Genomic DNA, 25,101 nt, shown 5'->3' with positions numbered 1-25,101 from the left:
TGATTAGGTTTTACAAAGTTGATAAAACCTGCGAGCTAATCAAGCTTATTTTAGTCTGGGGAAGACTATTCTTATGGCTTGACGTGCATCTACTGGTTGGCCTTTTTCCGTAGCAGGGACCCAAGGCCCTGAACTGGCAAGAATGCTTACGGCAAGACTATCATAGGTCGGGTGAATGCCTCTTACCACTTGAGTGTCGCTTACAGTGCTATCAGTTTTTACCAAAAAATTGAGAAATACAACTCCTGTATAAATCCGTCCATCTACTTTGGGGCGGTAAATGATGCTGCGCACATGGTTATGCCAAGCTGCTGTACCACCGGGATAGTGAGGAGGGAGGCTGGTATGTACTCGAACGTTCTTGGTTTGTGGTGGTGAGTGCTTGCAACTGGCAGCAATAAATACCAATAGAAAGAACATAATGTGCAGCCTCATTTAATCACACCCTCTAAACCTAATGATTAGACTTAATCTACTCTCAACGAGTTTAGATATACCAGCTTCTCTGTCATAAACTTTCACAGGAGTCCACTTGGGTGATAGTTTGAGTACACGAAGGGCTTCTTCACTTAATTTGGGATGAGGTGATTGAAGTATACTAATGTCTTTCATTACGCCTTCGTTGTCTATCGTTAAGGCGAACATGACTCTGCCTTCAATAGATTCTTGAATGGCTGGATATTTTAAGTGCTGCTTTAAAAAGTCGTTCCAAGCACGCATTCCACCAGGAAAAGTGGGCATAGGAGTAATGTAGCAGATAAAAGCACCTTCTTCTTCAATTGCTAGTTCAGTATCTGCAACTTGTACGGGGTTTATGTCAGCTGCTTCTTCAGCACAACTGAATAACACAAACCCTATGCAAAGAAGCATAAGGTTTGTGAGGTTAGTTTTAGTATTTTGACGCTTGGGCTTGATGTTAAAGTCCTGTTACAGTAACTGCTGGGGTTTCTACTTCTAGTGGAGAAAGGCTTGGTTGTTTCTTGTTAGAGTTGGCCATTCTAAAGACAATCCTTACTTGCATTCTGGTGGCAACTTCTCGACCGCGTTGTTTTCCTGGAGTCCAATTTGGCGACTCCAATAACATTCTAACTGCTTCCTCGTCACAGCCAGCTCCAACTCCTCTGATTACTTGTATGTCGTCAACCTCCCCATCTTTTTGAACTACAAAAGAAAGGAATACTGCACCTTCAACACCCATTTCTTTTGCTTTAGTAGGGTATTTGAGATTTGTCCTTAAGAATTTCATCCATTCGCCCATTCCACCTGGGAAGGTTGGCTGCTCTTCTACCACAGCGAATATCTCGCTGGCAGACATTGGTATTTCTTCTTCGACAATCATTACTGCTTGAGGTGTATCACCATCGGGCGATACATATAGGTCTTCATCGCTGCATCCAATAAATAACAGGAGTGAGCATAGTGGGATCAATTTTTTCATAAAGTGTTTGTTTAACTGGCTTACTTCTCAATTTCGATTTCTTGATCTGGCACTTCAATAATCAGTCTTGAAGGGTTAGAGGGAGATGCTTTAGATCCGTCCAACTTGAAAGTGATGGCTGCCTGCATTCTAGTAGCTACTTCTCTTCCTCTTTGCTTACCGGGCTCCCAGTTAGGAGATGCCATAAGTACACGTAGTGCTTCCTCATCGCATCCACCACCAATACCTCTTATAATTTGGAAATCTTTTAGTTCACCGTCTTTCTGAACAACAAATGATACAAATACACGCCCTTCAATACCCATATTTTTAGCTTTTTCAGGATAGGTAAGATTAGTGCCTAAAAATTTGGTATATGCTTCTTGGCCACCCGGAAATATAGGTTGTTCCTCTACCACCATAAATATGTCTTGCTCAGAAGCGGGTATTTCTTCTTCAATTAAAACGGCCTGAGGCATATCACCATCGGGCGATACATAAAGGTCTTCATCGCTACACCCAGTAAATAAAAGGAGTGAGCATAATGGGATTAATTTTTTCATAAAGCGTTCGTTTAACTAGTTTTGTAGTTAAATAAACGAATTAATTAGTTAATCACCAAAAAGATTAGTTAATAAACAGCTCCATTAAATCAAACTGAAGTCCATCGTAATTCAACGGATCCATGTTGCCTGTAATGGCCAATACTGTTTGGCTGGGTTTGTGAATAAGGAAATAGGTGATACCGCCCACTGAACCACCGCTATGTCCATAATAGGTTTGCCCATTGGGTCTTTCAAATGTTCGCCAGCCTATGCCGTAGTTGGTGGCTTTGCCCGCGTTGGTCGTTTGGCCTTTCATCCACTCATTTAGAGTGCTCTCTTTTAAATATCCAGACTGCATGTGCGCCTGACCGAACTTACATAGGTCTTAGGTAGTGCCTACAAAGCCACCACCAGCCCATTTATAGCTATTGTCTACATAAGGCGCATCAATCACTTTGCCATTTCTGAATTGATAAAACTTGGTTCTGCGATCGATTTTCCTGTCAGCGTGATCTGCTTCGGTATTTTCCATGTCAAGTGCATTGAAAACATCGGTTTGCATAAAAGAGAGGAAGTCTTCATTGGCAGCCGTTTCCATTGCTGCAGAAATTAAATTCCAGCCATAAGAAGAATAGGCGTACTCGGTTCCGGGATTGTTGATGTAAGGATCGTTCATGAAAATATCGAGCCCTTCGGTAACTGTCTCGTACTTTTTGTTGCTCATAAATTCAAGGCCCTTGTAATGCCTAATTCCGGCCAAATGCCCGGCCAGCATTCTTAAAGTAATGGTTTCGCCCTTGGCTGGCCATGAGGGAACATAGGTTTCTATTGGTGCGTCTAAATCTATTTTTCCTGCTTCATAAAGTTGTGCTAAACCTGCTGCGGTTACGGTTTTGGAAACACTGCCAATTCTAAACTTGGTTTTGGAAGGGTCTACCGGAGTCTGTTTTTCCAAGTCTTCAAAACCATAACCTTTGGAAAAGACCAGTTTTCCTTTTTGCGAAATGGAAATGCTCAATCCCGGTACTTTTGTTTCAGTTACAAAGGCTTTGACCAATTCATCGGCTTTGCTGGTTTGTGCTGCCACTTGAAGGCTAAAAAGTAGCACAGAGGATAGTAGGATTAGTATTGATCTTTTCATGAAAACAGTGTTTGTTTTCAATTTAAGCTTAGTAGGGGAGAGAAGAAAGGGCATACTTGCTTTAACGAAAAAATCCGAAGCCCATTTACTGGACTCCGGACTGTATCGTGTGTGTTGAGTGCTGTTAAGACGTTTGCCAAGGGTAATTGTCGTAAACATTTGCTGGGTCTTTGGCCAATGCTTGCGTTGACAAGCTTTTGGCGGAACTTCCCGTAAGGTTGTTCAGCGTATTGTAAATGTTTTGAACAGTTTCGTTGTATACTGTTGCAATAAGTAAACAGCGCGAACGATTTGGATCTTCCTTGCCCGTGCTAATATCATTGCAGTCTGGCTGAAGCTGGTCTTTGCCACCGCCAATTCCGGCTGGTAGTTTGGCAATTGTAGTACCATAAATGAATGCTTCTGACAGCCCAAAGCTTGAGTATTGGCGCATTAGGTAGGTAGAGGCAACAATGCCGGTTCTATCATGGCCACTCGCGCAGTGAATGTAATACACATAAGGCTTGTCGTTTGCAGTGTTCATATAGTCATAGAGCAACTTGCTAGACTTTTGGTCATAGGCATCGTCTGTGCTTCCTCTCGAAGCATCTGGCTGAATTACCCAGTTGCACATTTGGCCGAGAATACCGCTAGAGCCACTTACAGTTTGCGGTGCTGTTGGGAAGAAGGTCCTATCGGCTAAGTCGGCCATAGTGCCTGGCTTTCCCTTGGCATCTAAAAACGATTCTACTTCCTGAGTAATAGAACCAGCTTCAGAATTGGGGCTTAGTAAACATACATCCACCAAAACATAATCTCCTTTTTTAGGGAATTTGCCTGTGGTATCTGTTTGGGTATCGTATCGGTCTTCCATATAAGCATGCAGCGTATCGAAGTCGATTGGCTGTGGGCCATTGGCTACCTTGGCTGGAGCCAAAGGTGAGTTGCCTCTAAAAAGCAAGTTGCTGCCCACCTGATCTACCATAAACACCATGTCCTTATTTAAAAATTGATGCTTGGAAGGTACGCCAGATGGCACTCCGCCAGTTGGAGCCACTACCGGTATGTTAATAAAATCGTTGCCATTTGACTCTGGGGTAGAACTGGCAGGAATTACAGTGTCGCAATTATTAGGCAGCCCGTTGTTATCTCGTGACCAGCTAGAGGTGCTGCCGCTCAAAAAGAAATCCATATGGCAGTAAGCCTTGCTTGGTTTTTTAGCATCTCCGTATTCAACTACAATGTTGGCTTCGGCATATTTGCCCAAGTTGTGCATGGTAAACTGCTCAGCAGCTCCGGTGCTAGAACCAACGGTTCCAACAGAAATACTGGCTACTTTACTGCCATTTACCTCTAAGTAGGCATTAGGGCTAGGGGTGAAAGTTACTTTTACGCCTGCACCTGGCGATAGCAGGTAGGTGCCTTTTTCTGGTTGTGGTGTACTTTTATTTGTTGACATGATTGCGTGTTAAAGGTTAAGTCTCGTTTTTTAACTCAATCAAAGTAACCGCAAGAAAAAGGAAATTGAACGAGTAAAAATACCCGTTCGAAAAATCACGTTGATTACACCTAAAAGGAAAAATCGACTTAAGCCAAAGCTGTGTTCGTCTCCTTTTTTCCACCTAAATGAGGGCATGCTATAAGGTCAGCCATACTTTTAAAAGGAACTTGAGCTTTTTCGTAATTATAAACATTGGCAAGGGTGGTGGTGTAGTTGTTATCCCCCATACTAATGTCTACATCTTTCATAGTCATTTGCGAAGGATGCTCATAACCGCAGGCATGGGTGATTTCTAGAATCTCTTTGCGCAGGGTTTTTACATAGTTGTAAAAGCGTTCCGATTTTAATGCGGGATCAATCCCTGCCTGTAGCCACTTGTTTTGTGTAGCCACCCCAGCAGGGCAGCGGTTTGTATGACAAACCTGTGCCTGAATACAACCTATGGAGAGCATGCCTTCGCGCGCCACCTGAATAACATCTACTCCAAGGGCAAAAGCCATTAAGGCACTACTAGGGAAACCCAATTTGCCCGAACCGATGAACACCACGCGATCGGTAAGTCCTTTTTTAAGAAAGATTTGATATACGCTAGTAAAAGCAAAAATGAATGGCAACGACACGTGGTTGGCAAAAGATGGAGGTGCTGCACCGGTACCGCCTTCACCACCATCAATGGTAATAAAGTCTGGGCCTATGCCTTTGGCTAGCATTAAATCAGTAAGCTCTTCCCACATATCTAGTTTACCCACGGCCGACTTTATACCTACAGGCAAGCCTGTTTCTTTGGCTACAGCTTCTATAAAGTCGAGCATTTCCGTCATGTTGGTAAATGCTTTGTGGCCAGATGGAGAAACTACATCTTGACCTAGTGGGATGTGCCTGATTTCCGCAATTTCTTTAGTGATTTTAGAAGCTGGTAGCACACCACCTTTACCTGGCTTAGCACCTTGCGAAAGCTTAATTTCGATGGCCTTTACTGCTTCATGCTGGTTAACCAAGTCAACTAGTTTATCCATTACAAAATCTCCGTTGTCATCACGCACACCAAAATAGCCAGTACCAATTTGCAGCATGGTATCTGCGCCATGCATGTGGTAAGGCGAATAGCCACCTTCGCCTGTGTTGTGGTAGCATTCTGCTTTATAGGCACCTTTGTTGAGTGACGAAATCGCATTTGCCGAAAGTGAGCCAAAACTCATGGCAGAGATATTAATTACCGATTTTGGCCTAAATGGCTTTTTACGTTTGTTGTAAGCACCCATCACTTTGGCCGATGGTAAAAGGCTTGGCGTTTGCTTGTTGGGGTGGCCTTCTGGCAAGGCATAGGGAATCATTGTTGGGTTTATGAAAATATGGCCAGGAGCGTAAATGTCTTGGTCCGTTCCAAATCCTTGATAGTTGTTCTCCCTTTTGGAAGAGGCATAAACCCACGAGCGTTGACTTCTGTTAAAAGGCAGTTCTTCTCGGTTATTGGCCACAATGTATTGGCGCAGCTCTGGCCCAATGCGCTCTAGCATGTAGCGCAAATGCCCAACAATTGGAAAGTTGTGGCTAATGGTATGCTTTTTCTGAATGATGTCTCGCAAAAACACGATGAGCAAAACAAGGAGTACATAACTCCACCACGGAAACCAAGAAAAGAACTCGTTTAGATTCATATAATTGAATGTTGCTTTACGGTCAATTTAAACCAAAAATTGGAATAGTTGTTTAGGCGCAGGACTTGGGTGACTTTAAAGTTTCTACTTTGTTTTGCGCAGGACTTTTCCTGCTCTATTGCTCGTTAATTCTCCCTCCGAAACAGTTACTTTTCCGTTCACAACCACATAAGGAATTCCTTCTGGGTAATGATGAGGATCTTCGAAAGTCCCCATGTCTTTTACTGTTTGCGGATCGAAAACGGTAATATCTGCTTTCATTCCTTCTTGGATAAAGCCTCGGTCTGAGAGCCCGAGTCGTTCGGCTGGCAGAGATGTCATTTTTCTAAGTGCCAAAGGGAGGTTGATGATTTTCTCTTCGCGAACATAGTGTCCTAGCACTCTCGGAAATGTGCCATAGCTACGAGGATGTGGATGGCTGTTGCCCGGAACAACTAGGCCTCCATCTGAGGCTACCATGGCCAGCGGATGCTGCATAATTCGTTTTACATCTTCTTCGCCAATGGCGTGATAAACACAAGAGGCACCTCCATTTAACTGTCCCTCAATTACCAAGTCGGCACCGTTGGCAAATGTAGGTTCAAGGCCTCTTTCAATTACCCAGTCTTTCAATGTGCGACCATTCAGGTCCGGTTTCCATGAAACGTTGGCGAATTGCACCACCTCCAAATCATTGCCGCCTCGGTCGTACTCAATATTGTACATTATTTCGGCATGAATCTTCTTTCGGGTTTCGGGGTCTTCAACACGCTTTCTAAATTCCTCATTACCACCCGCTCTTGCCCAAGTGGGGATTAAAACTGCTAGGCTTGTGGCGCTGGCTGTGTAAGGATATTGATCCATCATCACATCAATACCCAGTGCGCGTGCAGAGTCTACCATTGCTAAAGTCTTTTCGCTGGCGCCCCACATTGGTTTGCCAATGGCTTTATGGTGGGTTAGAATAATTGGAATATCGGCTTCTCGCCCAATCACAATAGCCTCTTTTACCCCTTCAATTAATCCGAGTCCTTCCTCCCGTAGGTGGGAAGTATAAATACCGCCAAACTCAGATGCAACTTCTGATAGCGCTATTACTTCTGCTAAATCAGAGTAGGCACCTGGTACGTATTTGAGCCCAGTTGAAATGCCGTATGCACCCGAAAGCATGGCTTCTTCCACAGCCTTTTTCATAGACGTAAGCTCTTCTTCCGTTGGTTTACGGTTGTCGGTTTGCATTACATTCCTTCTTACTGTGTTATGGCCAACCAGCCATGCCGTGTTAATACCCAGGTCGAATGTTTCCAAACTATCTAAAAACTTGCCCATGGGTGAAGGGCCTCGTCCATCGGGGCCGGCCAAAACGGTGGTTACTCCTTGTTTTAGAAAATTCTCGGCCGTGGGTAATTCCATAATGCGCTCAATGTGCGCGTGCATGTCAATAAAACCGGGACTCACAATATGTCCTTCCGCATCAATTTCCCTGTCTGCGGTGGCTTCAATCAGGTTGCCAATCTTCACGATTTTATCTCCGTTTATGCCTATTCCGGAAATGTACGGCTCTTCGTTAATGCCGTCATAAACCAATCCATTGCGGATAATTAAGTCGTAATGGTCTTTAGAGCCACAGCTAAGTATAGTCAGAATAAGAGCGGAAATGAGATAGTGTTTGATGCGCATTTTTTCACGGTTGATAATGGTTCAATTTAAGAGGTTTTGGCATTCTAATTCGACTGGTTAAAGGAAAATATGAATGGGTCGGAACACTAATCTGTCAAAATATTGAACAAAGCATGTGGAACAGGTCTTTAAATTATTTAATTTTTAATCAAATTAATTGTAATGAAAGTCTACCAACTCCTTCTGTCAAGCTTGTTTTTACTATTGTGTTTTTCTCTTTCTGCCCAAGATGAAAAAATGCCCTGGCCACGTGTGTTAACCACAGCATCTGGTAAAGAAGTTACACTATACCAGCCTCAGTTAGATGACCTCAAAAACAATGTAGTAGAAGGTAGGATGGCTGTTTCAGCCAAAGGTAGTGATGGAAAACTAGTGTTTGGTGCTGTGTGGCTTCAGGCTACGCTGGCAACCGATATGGATCAAGACGAAGCGGCTCTTTTAGATATAAAAGTCACCCAAACAAAGTTTCCTGAAGAAGTAACCGATGCCCAAATTGAAGGGCTAAAATCATTTTTGGCAGACGAGATAATGAAATGGGAGCCGAGAATGTCTTTAAGTCAGTTAAAGGCAAGCTTGGCGGGAATGGAGTCGGTGAGCGAAGGAGATAAAGGACTGAAGCATGATGCTCCGGATATTCTGTATAGGGAAAGTGCTACCATGTTGGTGACCATAGATGGAGAACCAAAGTTTAAAGAAGATAGCCGTTCAGGCATTAGTTATGTAATGAACACACCCTTTTTTATCGCTAAAGAGAAGAACCGATCGGTACACTATTTAAAAGGAGGGGATTATTGGTATAAGTCGGAAAGCGTGCTAGAAGGCTGGACTCGGATTGACAATGCACCCAAAAAAATAAAGGACTTTGCGGAGGCCAATGCACCTAAAGAAGAGGGCGAGCCAAGCGATGAGGCCAAAGAGCAAATGACTGCTGCTGGCCCTCCAAGTATATTGGTGGTTACTGCTCCCGCGGAACTCGTTTTGGTAGATGGAACACCGGATTATCAGCAAATTTCCGGAACAGAATTGCTCTATGTTCAAAATACGGAAAGCGATATTATAATGGATATCGAGTCGCAAATGCATTATTTGCTTTTGGCTGGTAGGTTTTATCAGTCGAGCACTTTAAGTGATGGTGATTGGGCATTTGTAGACCCAGAAGACTTACCTGCCGGTTTTGCCAATATCCCAGACGATTCGCCAATTAGCGATATTAAGGCAAGCGTGCCTGGTACTCCAGATGCCCATGAGGCGCTTTTGGATCAAGTGATTCCTGAAACTGCAGAGGTAGACAAAAACAAAACAATTGAGGTGACTTTTGATGGCGATCCGCAGTTTTCTAAAGTGGATGGCACGGCTGTAGAGTATGCGCTAAATTCTCCTCAAACAGTATTGAGGATTAATAACAAATACTACTGCGTGGAAGATGGCATTTGGTTTACTTCATCAAAAGCCAAAGGTACTTACAAGGTTTCAACAGAGAGGCCAAGCGAGGTGGACGACCTACCGCCTTCAAGCCCAGTGTACAATGTTAAGTACGTTTATATTTACGATGTGCAGCCCGAGGTAATTTATGTGGGATACACACCAGGTTATTACCACTCTTATATTTACAATGGAGTTGTAGTGTATGGCACAGGCTTTTACTACCGACCTTGGTATGGCTATTATTACTACCCACGACCAGTAACCTTCGGTTTTGGGGTGCATTGGAACCCATACACCGGCTGGGGCTTTAGTGTAGGCTTTAGCTTTGGTTGGGTTGGCTGGGGCTTTCACCCGTACTACAGACCTTATTGGGGGCCACGAGGATTTTACCCAGGATATAGAGGAGGCTATTATCATGGTTATCACAGAGGGTATAACCGTGGCTTTGCTGCGGGCTACATGGCTGGCCAACGACACAGCGTTTACAATAATAGGGCAGGGGTTAGAACTTTAAACCATCAGAACCACAGGGTGAACAACCTTGGCGCTAATAGAAGGCCAACCAATAATAACAGGGTTCGGCCAAGCACCCAAAGGGGAAACAATGTATTGACTGACAGACAAGGGAACGTTTTTCAGCGCACGCAGAATGGCAACTGGCAAAATGCCAATAGCACCAGAAATACGAGGAATGTTCAAAGACCTTCTACTACACAAAGGCAACAGCTAAACCGTACCTATAACAATCGTCAGAAGATTAACCGAGGTGGAGCGACCACTGGTTTTCCGAGAAGAGGTGGTAGAAGGAATTAAAAGATCACTTGGTCTTTCGACTGCTTTACCTCTTTCACATCGAGCACCTGAATGCTCAAGATTGAAATAAGGCAGTAGGCAGTAAAGTAGTAGAAACCTTCGTGAATGCTGGCGCGAATGCCTTCTTCTGAAGCTGTGGCAAGGTAGAAAAGGAATATGCCCACCACAAAAACATCGGCCATAGACCATTTGCCAATAATGGCTACAAAGTTGTAGACTTTAATGCGGCTTTTCCAGTTTTTAAAAGCCATTACTGCAAAGAGTAATAGCGCTTTTGTAATGGGTACGAGTACCGAAAATATTAAGATCAGGGTTGCTACAAGTGTGTTGTCGAACTCATATAGAAGTTTAATGCCACTAATTACGCTTTGTGTTCTATCATAAAGCTCAAATTCGCCTAGCATAGGTACACTTGCACCAATATGAATATTGAGAATTGGGAGGGTAAGCCCCGGGTATAGACAAATAAGGGAAATAATGATGAGGATAAGTCCTACTATGTTGCGCTTGCTCATAAACAGTTAACTAATATGCTATTGACGATGTCAATCTAAGTATGTAACTCAATATTGAAAAAGAACTTGTTGATTATAAAATAAAATACCGGAAAAACTGCCTCTTCAAGCAGAGAGACAGATTGATCCGGTACTTTATTGTGTTAAATATTAATGGTTTCCAAAGCTACACCAGTCCATCAAGTCGGTGCCAATTGGCGAACCATCCGGTGGCGTAAGTGCGCTTGGCGGATTGTACTCCATTGGGTTGTTTAAGAAAGTCTTGATTTTATGTTTTTGCATGGCCATAAATCCTTTTTCAACTAGGTCGCCTTCATCAAAATCTTGATCAGCTATTTCCATTAAGCTAGCGTAAGCTGCCGAACGTGCCGTAGCCGAAGCTTGTGTGCTCTTAGCTAAGTTGATCAAAGCATTGGTGAACTGGTCTACGTTGGCGCGCTGCAGTTCTGCATGGTAAGCGTTGTTTGTTGAAGAAAACACCTGTTGAGCCATAGCTCCAATCACCTCTTCCAAACCAATTTGGCTTGGGTCTATTGCTTTTTGCTGAGCCAATCTGGTAGCGCGTTGTGGGTTTAAAATAAACTCCTGAACTGCACCCGATAATGTTTCGCCCGGAGCAACAGCATCAAAAGTTAGCCCGGTTCTTACCTTAAAGTTTTCTCTGCCTCTCCAGAAGCCAGGAGGGCGCGGAGGGATGATATCCAAAATATGCTGAGGGAAAGCCAGATTTTCAGGCTTAATAGTATTCAAAAGTGCACTAAGTGCAGCTTCTTGTTCAGCTCTCGGCACAACTCTTTGGGCTGCTTGCGTATCGCCACGCAGTTTGTAGTTGTAGTAAACGCCACCAACCGATTTTACCGCGCCTTCAAGCTGATAGCGGTGAATCATATACATTGGTACAAGAACTTCTTCCAAAGTGGCCATAGGTGCACCCACCGCAATGTTCTTTTCAGAGAAATTCTGCAAAACTACTTTACGTAGCTCCATTAAGCGGTTTAACTCTTCAGTCGCACTTTTTCCATTGTCCCAAAGGTGAGCTGTAGGAGATACCGAACTAATCGGTCTGGCATCAGAATCTGTTAAGTATAATAAACCGTCTTTTACGCGCTGATCTATAATGGCATCGAGCGCCTTGTCTTCATCTGTACCATCAGGGAAATCTTGGTAACCCCAAATAATGGCAGACTTATCATAGTCGCCAATACCTACATCATAAGCATTTTTCAGTTCAACTGTACCATTTTTCAGTTCAACCAATGGATGAGGGTAGTCCATTACAGAAGCGCGGTCGTTCACACTGGCCGCAAAGTTGTGCGATAGGCCAATGGTGTGGCCAACCTCGTGGGCTGAAAGCTGGCGCAAACGAGCCAAAGCTAATTCTAATAGTTTAGGATCTGGCGTTGTGCCATTCTCATAAGGCGTAATTAATCCCTGAGCAATTAAAAAGTCTTGTCTTACGCGCAGAGAACCCAAACTAACGTGCCCTTTTATGATCTCGCCAGTTCTCGGGTCGGTAACGGATGAGCCGTAAGACCAGCCGCGGGTAGAACGGTGTACCCACTGAATCACGTTATAGCGAACATCTAGCGGGTCAGCATCGGCAGGCATTTCTTCCACTATAAAAGCATTTTTATAGCCGGCAGCTTCATACGCTTGGTTCCACCAACGAGCTCCTTCAATTAGGGCAGACTTAATTGGCTCTGGTGCGCCACGGTCTACATAGTAACGAATTGGCTCCACTGGTTCCGAAACCTTCGCTTTTGGATTCTTCTTTTCTAATCTGTGTCTTCTGGTAAAACGCTTTACAATATTGTCTTGAATTGGTGTAGCGTAATCCATGTAACTAATGCTGCCATAGCCTGAGCGAGGGTCAGCTTTTCTCAGTTCATAGTTTGCATCTGGCAACTCAATAAATGAGTGGTGCATGCGTACCGTAACATTGTCTGGTGTAGGTGTTACACTTCTTAGGTAACCGCCTGTGGCAGTACCGGTAAAGGTAATAGTAGCCTCAAGCTCAGAGTTTTTCGGGAAGTTCTTAAGCATTGGCGGGTAAATGGCCGAGCGCGAAGCATCTGCTCTAAAGTTACCTTGGCGCGAACGGCTCAAAGTTCTGGCAACTCCATGTGCATCGTCTAGCAACATAGAGGTTATGTCTATAAGTATTTTGCCATCAGATTCGGCTTCTACTTTAAAGCCGTAGAGTACAGATTCTGCAAAGGCTTGTTTTACCGCTTTTACTTCTTCTGGATTGTTAGAAACAGCGCGGTAGTCATAGTTTGGTTGCACCAACAATACTTTCGGTCCAACTCTTCTAAACTCAACTATTTTGGTGCCGCCCAACTGGCCTCTATCCAGGCCAATGTCGTTAGATCCAACACCCGCAGCTAGCGAGTTTACATATAGGAATTCACTTTCTAGTTTATCTATTTCTAACCAAACTTTACCGGCACTTTCGTCCCAATAGTAGGTGAAAAAGCCTTCCTTTTTGGTAAAGTCTTTCGTTTTTTCAGCAATGCTGGTTTGCCCAATTAGCGTATGTGCTACAAGGCATAAAAGCATTACCCATGTGGTCTTTTTTAGCATTTTATAAGGTTTTAAGATTCAATCGACCTGAATATAATAAGTCTTTGCTAACACCACTATACGTTTATATTTGTAAGGTCTCAAAAACGAGTAAACAAATGATTGGAAGAAAAAACTACCTATTAATCATCTGTTTAATGGTCTCTACAGCGGTTTTTGCCCAAAAAAAGCCATTAACACACGATGTGTACGATGATTGGAAAAGCATTCAAACGGTAAATATTAGTAACAACGGCCAGTGGGCTGCATATAGAATTGCACCACAAGAGGGCGATGCCGTGTTGGAGCTACGAAATTTAAATAATAATGAGACCATTCGTGTAGAACGCGTCTCTCGCTACACCTTCTCGACAAACGGGAAATTTGTGGCTGCTGAAGTTAAGCCTGAGCACGATAAAGTGCGTGAATTGAAGCTTAAAAAAACCTCGGGTTCTAAAATGCCAAAGGATTCGCTTTACATAGTGAACCTTGAAAGCGGTGACATGAAAAAAGTGGCTCGAGTAAAGAACTACCAACTGCCTGAAGACTCTGAGGAGTGGATAGCTTGGTTGCACGAAAAGCCGCTAGATAAGCCTAAAAAGAAAGAGGAGAAAACTGAGGAAGCTCCGGAAGAAACAGGCAAGAAGAAAAAGAAGAAGAGAAACAAGAAGAAAGAAGAGCCAAAGGCTGAAGAAGCTCCGGCCGAGCCAAAGGACCCAAGAGAAAAGTCTAAGGGCACAGAATTGGTTTTATACAACATGGCTACTGGTGAAACTAAAAGTTTTACTGGTGTAATGGAATACAGCCTATCTGACAAAGGAAACATTCTTGTTTATGAATATGATGAGGTTGATTCTTTGGCGCCATCTGGAATTCACGCGCTTAATATTGCGAGTGGAGAAAGCTTTGAGCTAAACAGTGGTTTAGTTGGCTACAAAAAGATTACAATTGATGAGGAAGGTACTCAAGTAGCTTTCTTTGGTTCTGCTAGCGAAAAGGATGCCGAAGATAAGTATTACAGCTTATTCCACTGGACTGCAGGTGGAGAAGCAGCACAAATAGTTGCCGATACCACTACTGCTGGTACTCCTGAAAACTGGATGGTAAGTGATAATAGTAGAATCAGCTTTTCAGAGTCTGGTAAGCGTTTATACTTCGGTACTGCGCCTCGTCCGGTAAAATATGCCTACGAGTCTGATACTACTTTATTAAAAGAAGACAAGCCGGCTGTAGATGTTTGGTCATATAACGACCCTTACATTCAGCCAATGCAGAAGCTGCAAGCAACTCGCGAAAAGAACAGAACCTACAGTGCATATATTAATGTAGAGACTGGGAAAATGGTGCAGCTTGCTGACCTTGAGTTGGAGTCTGTAAGAGTCGATACTGAGAAGGATATGGACTTTTTCCTAGCTTCTACAGATAAGCCTTACCGTGTTCAGTACACTTGGGATACCCAAACGCCAAGCGATATTTACCTTGTTGATGCTGAAACAGGTGATGCAGACTTATTGATGAAAGGAACCATGGGCGCATGGCAGCAGCTTTCGCCAAATGGTAAGTACATTACTTGGTACGATTTGAACGATACCCATTGGTATGCAATGGATTTGGCTACCAAAACCACTAAAAACCTTACGGAGAATATTCCAGTGAGCTTCGCGAACGAATTGCACGATTCACCATCGCTTGCATATGCTTACGGAACTGCCGGATGGACTGAAGGCGACAAAGAGGTATTTATTAACGACCGTTATGATATCTGGAAAATCAATCCGGCTACTGGCGATTTTGAAAACGTTACAAACGGAGAAGGTAGAGCCAATAAGATTACCTTCCGTTATCAGCGTTTGGATAGAGAAGAAGAATACGTTCCTACAAACAAGCCAGTATTGCTTTCGGCATCTAATGAGTGGACTAAAGCTTCTGGCTACTATACAACTTCAATGGCTTCGGCCGATTCGCCAAAAGAAGTTTTAATGAAGGATATGAGCGTTTATGGTTTGGATAAAGCCAAAAATGCAGATAGAGTTCTTTTAAGAATGTCTACTTATGAAGAGTACCCTGAAGTGTACACTGCGAGCAGCACTGCATTAAGTGATATTCAAAAATTGACTGACCTGGATGCTCAGGAAGATCCATATAACTGGGGTAGCAACCAGCTTATCGAGTTTGCTTCTGGTTACGATGGCGAAACTATGCAGGCTATTCTTTATAAACCTGAAAACTTCGACCCAAATAAGAAGTACCCAATGATTGTGTATTTCTACGAGCGTAGATCAAATTCTTTGCACAGTCACCCAAGCCCAGCACCAAGTGCCAGTACGGTAAATATTCCTTACTACGTAAGTAATGATTACCTAGTGCTTGTGCCAGACATTAAGTACGAAATTGGTCACCCAGGTAAAAGTGCTATGGATCACGTAGTACCAGCTACACAAGCTGTAGTAGATATGGGCTTTGTAGATAAAGACAAAATGGCTATTCAAGGCCAAAGCTGGGGTGGTTACCAAGTGGCGCATATCGTTACAAAAACAGATATGTATGCGGCAGCAGGTGCTGGTGCTCCAGTTTCTAACATGACATCGGCTTATGGTGGTGTACGTTGGGGTAGCGGTATGAGCCGTATGTTCCAGTACGAAAAAACGCAATCTAGAATTGGCGGAACACTTTGGGATGAATTCGATCTATACATTGAAAATTCGCCAGTATTTGGTGTGCCGAATATCAATACGCCACTGTTTATTATGCACAACGATGCAGACGGTGCGGTACCTTGGTACCAAGGAATTGAGTTCTACATGGCACTGCGAAGATTGCAAAAACCAAGCTGGATGGTGGTTTACAATGACGAGGCACACAACCTTCGTTTGCGTAAAAACAGAAAAGACCTTTCAATCAGAATGGGTCAATTCTTCGATCACTACCTAAAAGGTGCTCCAATGCCAGAGTGGATGGCGCATGGTTTACCTGCAACGCTAAAAGACAGAACGCTTCGCTACGAATTGGTAGATGAAAGCAAGGAGAAACTAAAGGAAGGCGAGAGCCTGAATATAGAAAAAGGCAATAAGTAGTCTTTTCAAAATCAAAAGTAAAAAGCCTTCTTCCTGTTTAGGGAGAAGGCTTTTTTTTAGGTTAAAATAATACCCCAACCGACTAGGTTGAGGTACTTAATTATATCTAAGTGAGCTAAGGATTAATCCTTGATCACAATTTTTTCGATTTTATCACCTTGGCGAATGTCGTCTATCACATCAAGGCCTTCAACCACTTTACCAAAGCAAGTGTGATTTCTGTCTAGGTGTGCGGTGTTGTCTCTGCTGTGGCAAATAAAGAACTGAGAACCTCCAGTGTTTCGACCTGCGTGCGCCATAGAAAGCACACCTCTGTCGTGGTATTGGTTGTCGCCATCCAGCTCACAGTCGATTGAGTAACCTGGGCCACCAGCTCCGGTGCCATCAGGGCATCCACCTTGTACTACAAAGTTTGGGATTACACGGTGGAAGGTAAGTCCATCGTAATAACCTTTTTTAGAAAGGTCTGTAAAGTTTTTAACTGTTTTTGGAGCATCATTCTCATAAAACTCCACTTTCATTAATCCTTTTTCGGTATGAATTTCTGCCGTCATTTCTTTTTACTTTAATTAGGGCAAAAGTAAATCATCCTGCGCAATGTTCCGGCTTTCAAATCAGACAAAAATCAAATTCATGAATATTTACCCACCATTTCTAGGTGCGGGTATTCGGTTGAGTTACATATCGAAAGACTTTAGAAAGGCAGTGGTAACCATGAAGTTGCGCTGGTGGAACCGCAACTTGGTGGGCGTGCACTTTGGTGGATCGCTCATGTCCATGTCCGATGCATTTTATATGCTGCTTATTTTGCAGAATCTGGGTAAAGGCTACATCGTTTGGGACAAGGCCAGTTGTATTCAGTTTAAAAAACCGGGTAAAGGAAAGGTTACTTGTGTGTTTGAAATTGGCGATGAAATCCTCGAAAGGATAAAACAAGAGGTAGAAGCGAATGGGAAAACTGAGATTGAGCTACCATTAGAAATTACGGATGAAGAAGGCGATGTGGTTTCTTCGCTACAAAAGACGATTTATATAAGGAAGAAGATTTTTAATGTTTTTTAGATTTATTTAGATTGATAAAATTGTATTTTTTTTAAATTCTATTGTGTTAATTAATGGCTTTTATTTGATTTGTGTTTTTGTCTTTTGTATTATTGAATAACACATAATAAGAAAGGCACTCTTCTAAGTTGCCCTATAATATGTACACACAAGAGTTAATTTTATGTACATCAAGTTGTTGTGTTATTGAGAAGGGAGAGCCGAAAACCTTGTAAAAGAGTAGGCATAACGTAAATAAATAAACATAATGAAAAAGCTTCTTAAATTATTTTTTGTAATGATTGCCGTAGCTTGTTTAACAGCGATTACCAACTTTAAGTCTCAAGCAACTTGTTACACTCAAGGTGGTTTAAATGGTAAATGTAGATTGGTTGAAATCACATTTATGGGAGTTACACAAATTGACGCATTATGTGGTGAGCCCGCTGAGGGAGATACTGCTAACTGTCATTATGACGAACCTTGATTCTAGACGATTTTGTTAAAAACCTTTTGAGCAGGGCATAATTAGGCCCTGTCTTTTTGACTTATGCATAAACTTTTAAAATTCATTTTATTTGTACTTGCTTTCTCATGTGCTAGGGAGGCAGAGTTCGAGAATAAGTATTCTTTAGAGTCTGTTAATAGTGAGGATTATGTGTTATTAGGGATAGACCAAGAAACCCCTCGTTTTAATAACCCGTCTAGTTTCTCTTCAATTGAAACCGAAATCCTTTTTTATAACAAGATTAATCATTCACTTTATTTTTACCCCTTTAAAATACAGTCGGAAAAGATATTACCTTCTTTAAAACTGAATTTATCAACGGAGGGGGAGAACAGAGTTCCAGAAGTTAATGCTATAAATTATCATAGTAGGGACAGTGTTTTTCTATTCAACTCGATATCCAAAAATCTGTACTTAATAAATTCAGATGGGGATTTAATTGATACTTTTAATGTTGTTAGTGAGGGGGAAATAGGGTTTCCGATATATCCAGAGGTTGAAGTTATAGGAGACTTGGCTTTTTTCCCCACAGTGGGGTATGCTAAATCTGATACTAAGTTAAAAAATAAGTCGCTTCTAATTTATAACCTTAAGACTAAAAACTCATCTTATTTATTGGATATGCCTGCTGATTTTCAGGGGTATTATGCTGATAGAGGACTTTTTAAAGAGGGAGCATATGTGAGTCACTTGAATAGTTATGTGATTTGCCTGAGTATGGGAGGGGATTTATTAGTTTATAATCTCGAAGAGAAAAGTTCGAAAAGAATAAAGGTTGAGTCTAATATTTACACTGATCCTGAAACTTTTAATCCTGATGCTGACCTAGAAAAAAGAAGAGAGTATGCGAAAGAAAATAGTTGGCATGATGCTATTTTCTATGATCCAAATACAAAGTTAACCGTTAGGTCAAGTACACTGGGGGTGAATTCACTAGAAGACATTAATTCTGGTTTAATTGAGATTTTTGATGATAACTTAGTTAAAGTTGGTGAATTTGAGGGGATAAACTTTTTTAAGGAGGTGTTCAGCACTGAAGATGGTATTTACTTCGCTGACTGGAGTTTTGATAAGGAAAACGAAAATATTATAGCCTATAGGAAGTTAAAATTCAATAAATTAAACTAATAATACATGCGAACTTTATTTTTTTTAGCTCTTATTTTATTGGTTGGCTGTAGTAATACTCGAGAAAGCTATGAATTAAGCTTCTTTGTGAAGAGTCAATTGCCTCAAATTTCCAATAAGGAAGTCATTATTGCAATTCCGAATGCAGGCTGTAAGGGGTGTATTACTAATACAGAGAACTTTGTTCTGAATAATTTCAGGAACCCCAAACTAGGCATTTTCTTTTTTAATGTGAACTCCAATAAACTCCTAAAGCTCAGGCTGGGGGATGTGTTATTTTCTGATAATGTGATTGTTCAAGAGTTAGGATGATTGAGTTACCAAATAAGTTAGATGGAATTTACCCAGTTATTTTAGCAAAGGATGATAATGATATATGGGGGGTGGTTGACAGGGTCTCACCTGAAAGTAATACAGTGTTTCTTGATCTTGAAAATAGACTAACTCAGAATAACTAGCTCTAAGCTGCTCCACGGGGGCGCATATGAAGCCTTAGAGTTGATGTTAGGTGGAGGGAGCTAATAAATAATTTCCCTTTAAACAGGTAGCCAAATTATTTTCAGGGTGGATGAAGAAGGCGATGTGGTTTCTTCGCTACAAAAGACGATTTATAAAAGGAAGAAGGACTATTCACCTGCCTCTGCCTGATATATACTATTAATTCTACCATCTACAGCCAATTCGTTTAGCCCAATATCCATCATAGGGTGGTAGAGCAGCCGCACTAACTCCAAGTCTAAACTAGAATAGCTAGTGGCAAAGCCGCCATCGGTAGCAGTTTCATAAAAAATACTGTTTGGATATAGAGGGGAGTCTTTTCCTAAGCCTAAGCTTTGTGCTAGTTCTTCTCTTATGGTGCTTTGTTGTTTGTAGAATTCCACTGTGGTGTCAATGAAAATTCTAGAGCGATTGATTTCATCATTTAGCCACCATACATTAAAGTAGGCTACATTTCCTCTCAGGCTATTACGCATATCAGGAAAAAGTTTGATGTAAGATTCTGCAGAGCCAAAGTGAAAGTAGCAATTGCTTTGGGTAGAATCGCTTACTACTTCAATATAGTTCGTAGGGGCCATTGCCTCGTTTAGTTGAGCAACCGTTAGGTTGAGCTCATCCATGTGCTGAGGGCTGTAATTTCCACCCACAAATATCCTTACAGGGCTTTCCCAACGTCTGGTGATTTCACTTGCACCGCCTGATTCGAACCCCAATGCAACCTCTTTGAAATATGCTTTTGCTTGAGACTCGAAACTGGTAAGTGGATAGGCGGGTGTTTCTTCGTCTTTACTACAGGCCGAAATAAAAACGGCCAGTAACATGGCCAGTGTAAGTATTCGCATGTTGGTGTGCATAGGAAACTGGTTAGTAGAATAGTAACGCAGTTTCCTGCACAAAATTTAAACCAACTTACTTTTTAAAATGATATAGGAATATCATTTCTCCAGTAAATGCCGGTTTAGGATTGTCCTTAATTTCCAATGTTACGTTCAATTGGCACTTACTAATGCCTCTTAAGTCGGCAAGCGAAGTTAGTTTAACCTTTAAACGCACGGCACTGCCTACAACTACGGCCTGATTGAATTTTAGCTTTTCAATTCCGTAGTTGATCATCATTTCGATGTTGTTGATCTCTGCGATTTGCTGCCACAGGTGAGGCAAAATAGATAGTGTTAGGTAACCGTGCGCAATGGTTCCACCAAACTTGGTTTCCTTTTTAGCACGGGCATCATCTAAATGAATCCACTGATGGTCCAAAGTGGCATCAGCAAATGCATTCACACGCTCCTGATCAATGGTCAGGTAATCAGAAACGCCTATTACTTCTCCTATGTACTGCTCGAACTCCTGATGGCTTCCGATGACTACTTTTGACATGATTTGGTGTATTTCTTTAAAAAGTGAAATTCAAATTGTTAACTCTAGGCTAGAAATCCAAGGTTAATTGTAAGCCTTTTACGGCTTTTATTTCGGGCTCGTTGTCAAAATTAGAACAAGTTATTCCTAAAAGGCGTACCCCTTCGGCAAAGTCGTTCCATTCAATTTGTGCTAACAAATTGTATGTCAACGATATGATTTCATCAAAGCTTTCGATCTTACCATTTTGCGTATGGCTTCTGGTAATTTGTGTGAAGTCGCTAAATTTTACTTTAAGGGTAATGGTTTTACCAAAAGTGTCGGCTTTTTCCAGCCTTTTCATTACTTCGCTGGCAATTTTTCTCAGTGCCATTTTCATGTCTTCCTCAGTTAGCAAATCTTCCGAAAATGTATTTTCTGCGCCCAGCGACTTTCTAATTCTGTGCGGATTCACTGGCCTATTGTCATTCCCTCTTACAATGTCAAAATAATAGGCACCCGCTTTGCCGAAGCTAGCTTTTAGCCCTTCCTTAGACCACTGTAAAAGATCTTTTCCGGTGTGAATACCAAGTTTTTTCATTTTGGCTGCGGTAACTTTTCCAACACCAAAAAAGTCTTCAATCGGCAACTGATGAATGAATAAATGCACTTTCTCAGGCCCTATGAGCGTAATGCCATCTGGTTTGTCATAATCACTGGCAATTTTTGCCAAAAACTTATTAATGGAAATGCCGGCAGAGGCGGTAAGTCCTGTTCGGGCTTTTATTTCCCTTTTTATCTCTTTAGCAATTAATGTGGCTGAAGGAATGCCCTTTTTGTTTTTGGTTACGTCTAAAAATGCTTCATCAAGCGATAGTGGCTCAATAAGATCGGTGTATTCGTGAAAAACTTCCCTGATTTGGTTTGAAACCTCTTTATATCTTTCAAAGCGTGGCCTTACAAAGGTAATTTCTGGACAAAGCCTAAATGCGCGGGTAGAAGGCATAGCGGAGCGGACACCATACTTTCTGGCTTCATAGCTGGCTGCGGCTACTACGCCACGTTCGCGGCTACCACCAACGGCAATGGGCTTACCGCGTAGCTCCGGATTGTCCAGCTGCTCCACAGAAGCAAAAAACGCATCCATGTCAATATGGATGATTTTTCGGTAGTCTGCCATCGGTAAATTGTCCATCGGATTCGAATTTACTAGGGAAATCGCGAACTTTATGGCTTTAAATTGATTTCCACAGAAGCATGAAGCGTTCGAAGAAGATTTTTGTAATAGTTGCTGTTTTATTCATAGCGGCAATTTTTGTGGTGGGTTACGATATTTCGCGTAAAACATCTTTCCCCGGATCGAAAAAATACTTGAAAGAGTCTATTGTACCCTCGGAAGCAGATAGCGTAGTGCAAGAGCAAAAGTTGGATACTTTAACCATTGAGCAACATGGCCAATAGCGGAAAGAAGATTGATGTTGAGCAAATTGATTTAGAAAGAATGGCTGAGATGGCTGCGGAAAATCCAGGGGTAATCCCTTTTCCGCACGCAGTTGGCTCGGCCATGATAAAGCCAGAAGACAAAGGCAAAATAAAGGGCCGGTCGCTCTCTGCTATGTACGAGCAAACAGAGCTTGACATGAAGCAGATCTATGAGCAAATGCAATTGCTGGCCAAGCAAGCAAAGGTAATTCAAGATAGGGTAGAATTCTCTGAGCGCATGTACCAAGCTAAAATGACCTTTGAGCCGTTAATCAGTAAGGTTTATCATCTTTACACCAATAAGAAAGGTGAGGATGTATTGTCTCTGGTTTCTCCAAAGGAGTGGGGTAAATCCACTCCATTTCAAAGATTTATCTGCACTGCAAAGTTGCTCTCCGACCATACTTGGGAGGTGATTGAAAGGGGAGAGTGAATTTCAGCCATAGAATTACACCTTCTATGAAAGAAGCTTAATTCAGTTTTAATCGATATATAGAATCGAGTGTCCCATCAAATTTAAGGGGGAAGTAAATGTATCCATTATGTATTTGTTTAATGTTTACGAATGGATAAGGAGCGTTACGATTGTCTAAAACGGGTATTTGTGACCACTTTTTACTTTCTTCATCTAACAGAAAAAGACATGCTACAGTTTTGTTATAAGAGTCTGTTTTTCCAAAGTACAGGTATAACTCGTCTGTTTTAGAGTCGCGAAAGATTTTAAAGTAAAAGTACTTAGTTCCTAGAAAGTAACTCGTTGAAAGATTTGAGTCTGGAAAGAAATCTGTCAATTGAACATTACTTACCTGGGTAAGGGTATAATCGAATAGTGTCACAGAGCCATTATAGAAATCAGCCAAAAGCAAGTTTCCATTAGCAGTTTTTAAGGCGTCAAATGTCCAACTATTATAAGCGTTTAAGAAGGTTTGAGGAAATGTTCCTGTGATTTTAGAGAGTGTATCTATTGAGCTTTCTTTGTTTTGAGAGTAAAGGACTACAGAGGCTAGCCCCTCGGATCTACTTGGGGTATAAAAATCTTTAATGATTATGTGCCCCTTGTTGTATGTGATATGTTTAAAATAATATTGGTCTGACTTTTTCGAGACAATCCCTTTCAATTTTTGAACCTTGAATTTGTCTCTTTTAAATTTTAACAAATAGTTGTCTTTGTTTAAAGGTCTTGGTGCTAACATTACTTCACCAGAATCTTGGTAAATTCCAGATACAACCGTTATTCTATCTTCTACAGCGTTTATTTCTAGCTTCTCTATCAATAAGTTAGAGTTGTCGTATACCAAAATGTGGTTAGGCTCATCAATAGATGTGACAAATTTTAGAGTGTCTTTAATTATGAAATCGTTGATTCTAAGGTTTTTTTGACTAAAAAAAAGCTCCCCTACATTTCTAGAAACCTTTTTTTGGTCTTCTTCACTCAAAAAACTACTGTGAGGGTTGTTTTGTCCTAAAAGTAAGAGAGATGATAGCTTTAGGGTCAATATTAAAAATGTAATTCTGCGCTTCATTTTAGGGTAGTTTTAATTAAGTGGACTTTGTCAGAAAATGGTGAGGCAAGAAAAAAAGTTAATGTGTCCGAGGCTATTGTTGAAGGCATTAAGGCGTGGTATTGTATGCCAAAATACTTTGTAAGGTTAACCTCCTTTATGGATTTCTCTTTTGGCGAAATAATAAGTAGAAAATCATCTTTATTAGGATGCTTTTCTAAAAGTCGTTGAGTTCCAATATAGAGTTTGTTGTTAGAGGGGTTATGCGAAATGAAATGATAGACATCATTGGTCGCTTTGTTTAGGCTTTGTTTACTGAAAAAAGGAATGTTAGACTCCTCAAAATCATAACTTCTGACTCTTGCTTTTATGTTTATAGTGTCCCAATTTTTTTTATTTTCATTATACATATACACCTCGTCCATAATATCGAACAAGAAGTAGTGAGTGTTTTTGTCTTTTAGGTATTGGTAATACCTGAATGGGTTTCCTCTTGAAAACTTCCCACTACTTTCATATTCCTTTGGGAATTTGCCAAATGTTTCTAATAAATCACCTTCAAAATTGAAGACACCTATTAATGAGGATTTTGAAAAGAAATTGTTTTCGCTTAATTCCGAGTCAATATTTGCAATAGAAATATATATTAATTCTTTATTATTGTTTACTTCAAGGTATGGTGCTCGTTGAATCCAATGGTTTTCGCCTAATTTTAAATTTATCCTATCGACAATACTGTCCTTTTCATCAACAACAAAGACAGTTGGAGTTCCTCCAAAAAATAGAAAGAGATTTCTTTCAGTAAAGTCAAATGCAGTAGGTAGTGAGCCAGGGTATTCATATGAGTTCTCAAGAGCATTTTTATCAAACAGGCGGATCAAACTACCCTTAGAGTCATATGTTCTAATGACTCCTCCATTACTCATAAATGAGTGCAAAGAATCTGTGCTTTTATAAGTGACCGAGGCAGAAGAGGGATTGAAATACTCTTTTTCTCCAAGAACAACCTTTTCCACAAGCTCTAATTCAGCGGTCGTATAACTGTAGTTAGAGGAGTTTTCTTCTTTAGAGCAGCCTTGAAGTAGACTGATAACACATATAAGTATGAGTAATATTCTATTTTTCATATGCAGTAAAGGGGGCTCTAGTAATAAGAGCCCCATTATGACTATAAGAACAGCGCTCCGTTTTCGATAATTGTTTGACAATCAGAGTTGCTAGGGTCGTAGATTGCACGAACGTCATTTTCTGTACAACCGTCAGTTGATAGAAATGCGGTTTCACATATTTCATAGGTAATTGTGCAGTCACCGTAAGA

At 41.4% G+C, this 25,101-nt stretch carries 25 protein-coding genes; 8 read left to right on the top strand and 17 right to left on the bottom strand.

Going from position 1 to position 25,101, the window contains the following annotated elements:
• Positions 1–45 precede the first annotated feature (45 nt).
• The 9 genes from BMW98_RS15500 to BMW98_RS15460 all read right to left on the bottom strand — a co-directional run bounded on the left by BMW98_RS15500 (position 46) and on the right by BMW98_RS15460 (position 7,900).
• Positions 46–435 (bottom strand): energy transducer TonB, encoded by a 390-nt coding sequence (locus tag BMW98_RS15500; RefSeq protein ID WP_090259581.1) that lies wholly within the window; start codon positions 433–435, stop codon positions 46–48.
• The gene (locus BMW98_RS15495; protein WP_090259579.1) at positions 436–870 is read right to left on the bottom strand and encodes a TonB family protein; all 435 of its coding nucleotides are present in this window, start codon (positions 868–870) and stop codon (positions 436–438) included.
• Between the two features lie 46 nt (positions 871–916).
• Positions 917–1,438, bottom strand: coding sequence for an energy transducer TonB (locus tag BMW98_RS15490; RefSeq protein ID WP_090259577.1), 522 nt, complete (start codon positions 1,436–1,438; stop codon positions 917–919).
• A 20-nt stretch (positions 1,439–1,458) separates the two neighbouring features.
• Positions 1,459–1,980: an energy transducer TonB gene (locus BMW98_RS15485; protein WP_090259575.1), complete on the bottom strand. Its 522-nt coding sequence runs from the start codon at positions 1,978–1,980 to the stop codon at positions 1,459–1,461.
• A gap of 64 nt (positions 1,981–2,044) precedes the next feature.
• Complete coding sequence (locus BMW98_RS20680; protein WP_121505198.1) at positions 2,045–2,320, bottom strand: serine hydrolase; 276 nt, start codon at positions 2,318–2,320, stop codon at positions 2,045–2,047.
• Between the two features lie 27 nt (positions 2,321–2,347).
• Positions 2,348–3,103 carry a serine hydrolase gene (locus BMW98_RS15475; RefSeq protein ID WP_162844588.1) on the bottom strand — a complete coding sequence of 252 codons (756 nt, stop codon included), beginning with the start codon at positions 3,101–3,103 and terminating at the stop codon, positions 2,348–2,350.
• A gap of 124 nt (positions 3,104–3,227) precedes the next feature.
• A complete protein-coding gene (locus BMW98_RS15470) occupies positions 3,228–4,541 on the bottom strand; it encodes a protein-tyrosine phosphatase family protein (protein ID WP_090259569.1) in 1,314 nt (437 codons plus the stop codon).
• Positions 4,542–4,669: 128 nt separating this feature from the next.
• The gene (locus tag BMW98_RS15465) at positions 4,670–6,241 is read right to left on the bottom strand and encodes an FMN-binding glutamate synthase family protein (RefSeq protein WP_090259566.1); all 1,572 of its coding nucleotides are present in this window, start codon (positions 6,239–6,241) and stop codon (positions 4,670–4,672) included.
• 84 nt (positions 6,242–6,325) lie between these two features.
• The gene (locus BMW98_RS15460) at positions 6,326–7,900 is read right to left on the bottom strand and encodes an N-acyl-D-amino-acid deacylase family protein (RefSeq protein ID WP_090259564.1); all 1,575 of its coding nucleotides are present in this window, start codon (positions 7,898–7,900) and stop codon (positions 6,326–6,328) included.
• Between the two features lie 237 nt (positions 7,901–8,137).
• Between BMW98_RS15460 and BMW98_RS15455 the strand changes: the two genes are divergently transcribed.
• Entirely contained in the window at positions 8,138–10,138 is a 2,001-nt protein-coding gene (locus tag BMW98_RS15455) for a hypothetical protein (protein WP_090259561.1), read from the top strand.
• Here the strand turns inward: BMW98_RS15455 and BMW98_RS15450 are convergent.
• Positions 10,135–10,653, bottom strand: a complete 519-nt coding sequence (locus BMW98_RS15450) for a paraquat-inducible protein A (protein ID WP_090259559.1) — start codon at positions 10,651–10,653, stop codon at positions 10,135–10,137. The genes BMW98_RS15455 and BMW98_RS15450 overlap by 4 nt on opposite strands.
• A gap of 150 nt (positions 10,654–10,803) precedes the next feature.
• Positions 10,804–13,236, bottom strand: coding sequence for a zinc-dependent metalloprotease (locus BMW98_RS15445; RefSeq protein WP_090259558.1), 2,433 nt, complete (start codon positions 13,234–13,236; stop codon positions 10,804–10,806).
• 98 nt (positions 13,237–13,334) lie between these two features.
• On the opposite strand from BMW98_RS15445, the gene BMW98_RS15440 reads away from it, so the two are divergent.
• Positions 13,335–16,289, top strand: coding sequence for a S9 family peptidase (locus BMW98_RS15440; protein ID WP_162844587.1), 2,955 nt, complete (start codon positions 13,335–13,337; stop codon positions 16,287–16,289).
• A gap of 122 nt (positions 16,290–16,411) precedes the next feature.
• On the opposite strand, the gene BMW98_RS15435 is transcribed toward BMW98_RS15440, so the two are convergent.
• Positions 16,412–16,843: a peptidylprolyl isomerase gene (locus BMW98_RS15435; RefSeq protein WP_090259554.1), complete on the bottom strand. Its 432-nt coding sequence runs from the start codon at positions 16,841–16,843 to the stop codon at positions 16,412–16,414.
• A 79-nt stretch (positions 16,844–16,922) separates the two neighbouring features.
• Here BMW98_RS15435 and BMW98_RS15430 point away from each other — a divergent pair, with 79 nt between their 5' ends.
• The 4 genes from BMW98_RS15430 (at position 16,923) to BMW98_RS15415 (ending at position 19,278) form a co-directional block, all read left to right on the top strand.
• Positions 16,923–17,351, top strand: a complete 429-nt coding sequence (locus BMW98_RS15430) for a DUF4442 domain-containing protein (RefSeq protein ID WP_222843667.1) — start codon at positions 16,923–16,925, stop codon at positions 17,349–17,351.
• 247 nt (positions 17,352–17,598) lie between these two features.
• The gene (locus BMW98_RS15425; RefSeq protein ID WP_090259551.1) at positions 17,599–17,817 is read left to right on the top strand and encodes a hypothetical protein; all 219 of its coding nucleotides are present in this window, start codon (positions 17,599–17,601) and stop codon (positions 17,815–17,817) included.
• A gap of 63 nt (positions 17,818–17,880) precedes the next feature.
• Complete coding sequence (locus BMW98_RS15420; protein ID WP_090259550.1) at positions 17,881–18,966, top strand: hypothetical protein; 1,086 nt, start codon at positions 17,881–17,883, stop codon at positions 18,964–18,966.
• 6 nt (positions 18,967–18,972) lie between these two features.
• On the top strand, positions 18,973–19,278 hold the full coding sequence (locus tag BMW98_RS15415) for a hypothetical protein (protein ID WP_090259548.1): 306 nt from the start codon (positions 18,973–18,975) through the stop codon (positions 19,276–19,278).
• A 314-nt stretch (positions 19,279–19,592) separates the two neighbouring features.
• On the opposite strand, the gene BMW98_RS15410 is transcribed toward BMW98_RS15415, so the two are convergent.
• Genes BMW98_RS15410 through dinB form a run of 3 tightly spaced genes read right to left on the bottom strand, consistent with a single transcriptional unit; the run spans position 19,593 to position 21,994 of the window.
• Positions 19,593–20,318, bottom strand: coding sequence for a DUF2927 domain-containing protein (locus tag BMW98_RS15410; protein WP_090259546.1), 726 nt, complete (start codon positions 20,316–20,318; stop codon positions 19,593–19,595).
• Between the two features lie 55 nt (positions 20,319–20,373).
• Positions 20,374–20,841, bottom strand: a complete 468-nt coding sequence (locus BMW98_RS15405; protein WP_090259545.1) for a MaoC family dehydratase — start codon at positions 20,839–20,841, stop codon at positions 20,374–20,376.
• A 49-nt stretch (positions 20,842–20,890) separates the two neighbouring features.
• Entirely contained in the window at positions 20,891–21,994 is a 1,104-nt protein-coding gene (gene dinB, locus BMW98_RS15400; RefSeq protein ID WP_245733618.1) for a DNA polymerase IV, read from the bottom strand.
• A gap of 62 nt (positions 21,995–22,056) precedes the next feature.
• Here dinB and BMW98_RS15395 point away from each other — a divergent pair, with 62 nt between their 5' ends.
• Together BMW98_RS15395 and BMW98_RS15390 are read left to right on the top strand one after the other, a co-directional pair.
• The gene (locus tag BMW98_RS15395) at positions 22,057–22,260 is read left to right on the top strand and encodes a hypothetical protein (protein WP_090259542.1); all 204 of its coding nucleotides are present in this window, start codon (positions 22,057–22,059) and stop codon (positions 22,258–22,260) included.
• Positions 22,250–22,714 carry a DUF2452 domain-containing protein gene (locus BMW98_RS15390; RefSeq protein ID WP_090259540.1) on the top strand — a complete coding sequence of 155 codons (465 nt, stop codon included), beginning with the start codon at positions 22,250–22,252 and terminating at the stop codon, positions 22,712–22,714. Before BMW98_RS15395 ends, BMW98_RS15390 begins: the two co-directional genes overlap by 11 nt.
• A 37-nt stretch (positions 22,715–22,751) precedes the next feature.
• Here the strand turns inward: BMW98_RS15390 and BMW98_RS15385 are convergent, their stop codons facing one another.
• Positions 22,752–23,804, bottom strand: a complete 1,053-nt coding sequence (locus BMW98_RS15385; protein WP_090259537.1) for a hypothetical protein — start codon at positions 23,802–23,804, stop codon at positions 22,752–22,754.
• Positions 23,801–24,910, bottom strand: a complete 1,110-nt coding sequence (locus BMW98_RS15380; protein ID WP_090259535.1) for a hypothetical protein — start codon at positions 24,908–24,910, stop codon at positions 23,801–23,803. Before BMW98_RS15380 ends, BMW98_RS15385 begins: the two co-directional genes overlap by 4 nt.
• Between the last annotated feature and the right edge of the window lie 191 nt (positions 24,911–25,101).

Source organism: Roseivirga pacifica, assembly GCF_900111145.1.
Classification (GTDB): domain Bacteria; phylum Bacteroidota; class Bacteroidia; order Cytophagales; family Cyclobacteriaceae; genus Roseivirga; species Roseivirga pacifica.
Note: the sequence above shows the minus strand (reverse complement) of the source record. Positions and strands in the feature narration are given on the sequence as shown.

Bases quoted from the DNA above. Each gene is read 5' to 3' on its own strand.
- BMW98_RS15385 (WP_090259537.1), bottom strand. From the start codon at position 23,804: ATGAAGCGCAGAATTACATTTTTAATATTGACCCTAAAGCTATCATCT.
- BMW98_RS15435 (WP_090259554.1), bottom strand. From the start codon at position 16,843: ATGACGGCAGAAATTCATACCGAAAAAGGATTAATGAAAGTGGAGTTT.
- BMW98_RS15495 (WP_090259579.1), bottom strand. From the start codon at position 870: ATGCTTCTTTGCATAGGGTTTGTGTTATTCAGTTGTGCTGAAGAAGCA.
- BMW98_RS15380 (WP_090259535.1), bottom strand. From the start codon at position 24,910: ATGAAAAATAGAATATTACTCATACTTATATGTGTTATCAGTCTACTT.
- dinB (WP_245733618.1), bottom strand. From the start codon at position 21,994: ATGGACAATTTACCGATGGCAGACTACCGAAAAATCATCCATATTGAC.
- BMW98_RS15420 (WP_090259550.1), top strand. From the start codon at position 17,881: ATGCATAAACTTTTAAAATTCATTTTATTTGTACTTGCTTTCTCATGT.
- BMW98_RS15500 (WP_090259581.1), bottom strand. From the start codon at position 435: ATGAGGCTGCACATTATGTTCTTTCTATTGGTATTTATTGCTGCCAGT.
- BMW98_RS15415 (WP_090259548.1), top strand. From the start codon at position 18,973: ATGCGAACTTTATTTTTTTTAGCTCTTATTTTATTGGTTGGCTGTAGT.
- BMW98_RS15455 (WP_090259561.1), top strand. From the start codon at position 8,138: ATGCCCTGGCCACGTGTGTTAACCACAGCATCTGGTAAAGAAGTTACA.
- BMW98_RS15465 (WP_090259566.1), bottom strand. From the start codon at position 6,241: ATGAATCTAAACGAGTTCTTTTCTTGGTTTCCGTGGTGGAGTTATGTA.
- BMW98_RS20680 (WP_121505198.1), bottom strand. From the start codon at position 2,320: ATGCAGTCTGGATATTTAAAAGAGAGCACTCTAAATGAGTGGATGAAA.
- BMW98_RS15440 (WP_162844587.1), top strand. From the start codon at position 13,335: ATGATTGGAAGAAAAAACTACCTATTAATCATCTGTTTAATGGTCTCT.
- BMW98_RS15410 (WP_090259546.1), bottom strand. From the start codon at position 20,318: ATGCACACCAACATGCGAATACTTACACTGGCCATGTTACTGGCCGTT.
- BMW98_RS15485 (WP_090259575.1), bottom strand. From the start codon at position 1,980: ATGAAAAAATTAATCCCATTATGCTCACTCCTTTTATTTACTGGGTGT.
- BMW98_RS15405 (WP_090259545.1), bottom strand. From the start codon at position 20,841: ATGTCAAAAGTAGTCATCGGAAGCCATCAGGAGTTCGAGCAGTACATA.
- BMW98_RS15390 (WP_090259540.1), top strand. From the start codon at position 22,250: ATGGCCAATAGCGGAAAGAAGATTGATGTTGAGCAAATTGATTTAGAA.
- BMW98_RS15475 (WP_162844588.1), bottom strand. From the start codon at position 3,103: ATGAAAAGATCAATACTAATCCTACTATCCTCTGTGCTACTTTTTAGC.
- BMW98_RS15470 (WP_090259569.1), bottom strand. From the start codon at position 4,541: ATGTCAACAAATAAAAGTACACCACAACCAGAAAAAGGCACCTACCTG.
- BMW98_RS15490 (WP_090259577.1), bottom strand. From the start codon at position 1,438: ATGAAAAAATTGATCCCACTATGCTCACTCCTGTTATTTATTGGATGC.
- BMW98_RS15430 (WP_222843667.1), top strand. From the start codon at position 16,923: ATGAATATTTACCCACCATTTCTAGGTGCGGGTATTCGGTTGAGTTAC.
- BMW98_RS15395 (WP_090259542.1), top strand. From the start codon at position 22,057: ATGAAGCGTTCGAAGAAGATTTTTGTAATAGTTGCTGTTTTATTCATA.
- BMW98_RS15460 (WP_090259564.1), bottom strand. From the start codon at position 7,900: ATGCGCATCAAACACTATCTCATTTCCGCTCTTATTCTGACTATACTT.
- BMW98_RS15425 (WP_090259551.1), top strand. From the start codon at position 17,599: ATGAAAAAGCTTCTTAAATTATTTTTTGTAATGATTGCCGTAGCTTGT.
- BMW98_RS15445 (WP_090259558.1), bottom strand. From the start codon at position 13,236: ATGCTAAAAAAGACCACATGGGTAATGCTTTTATGCCTTGTAGCACAT.
- BMW98_RS15450 (WP_090259559.1), bottom strand. From the start codon at position 10,653: ATGAGCAAGCGCAACATAGTAGGACTTATCCTCATCATTATTTCCCTT.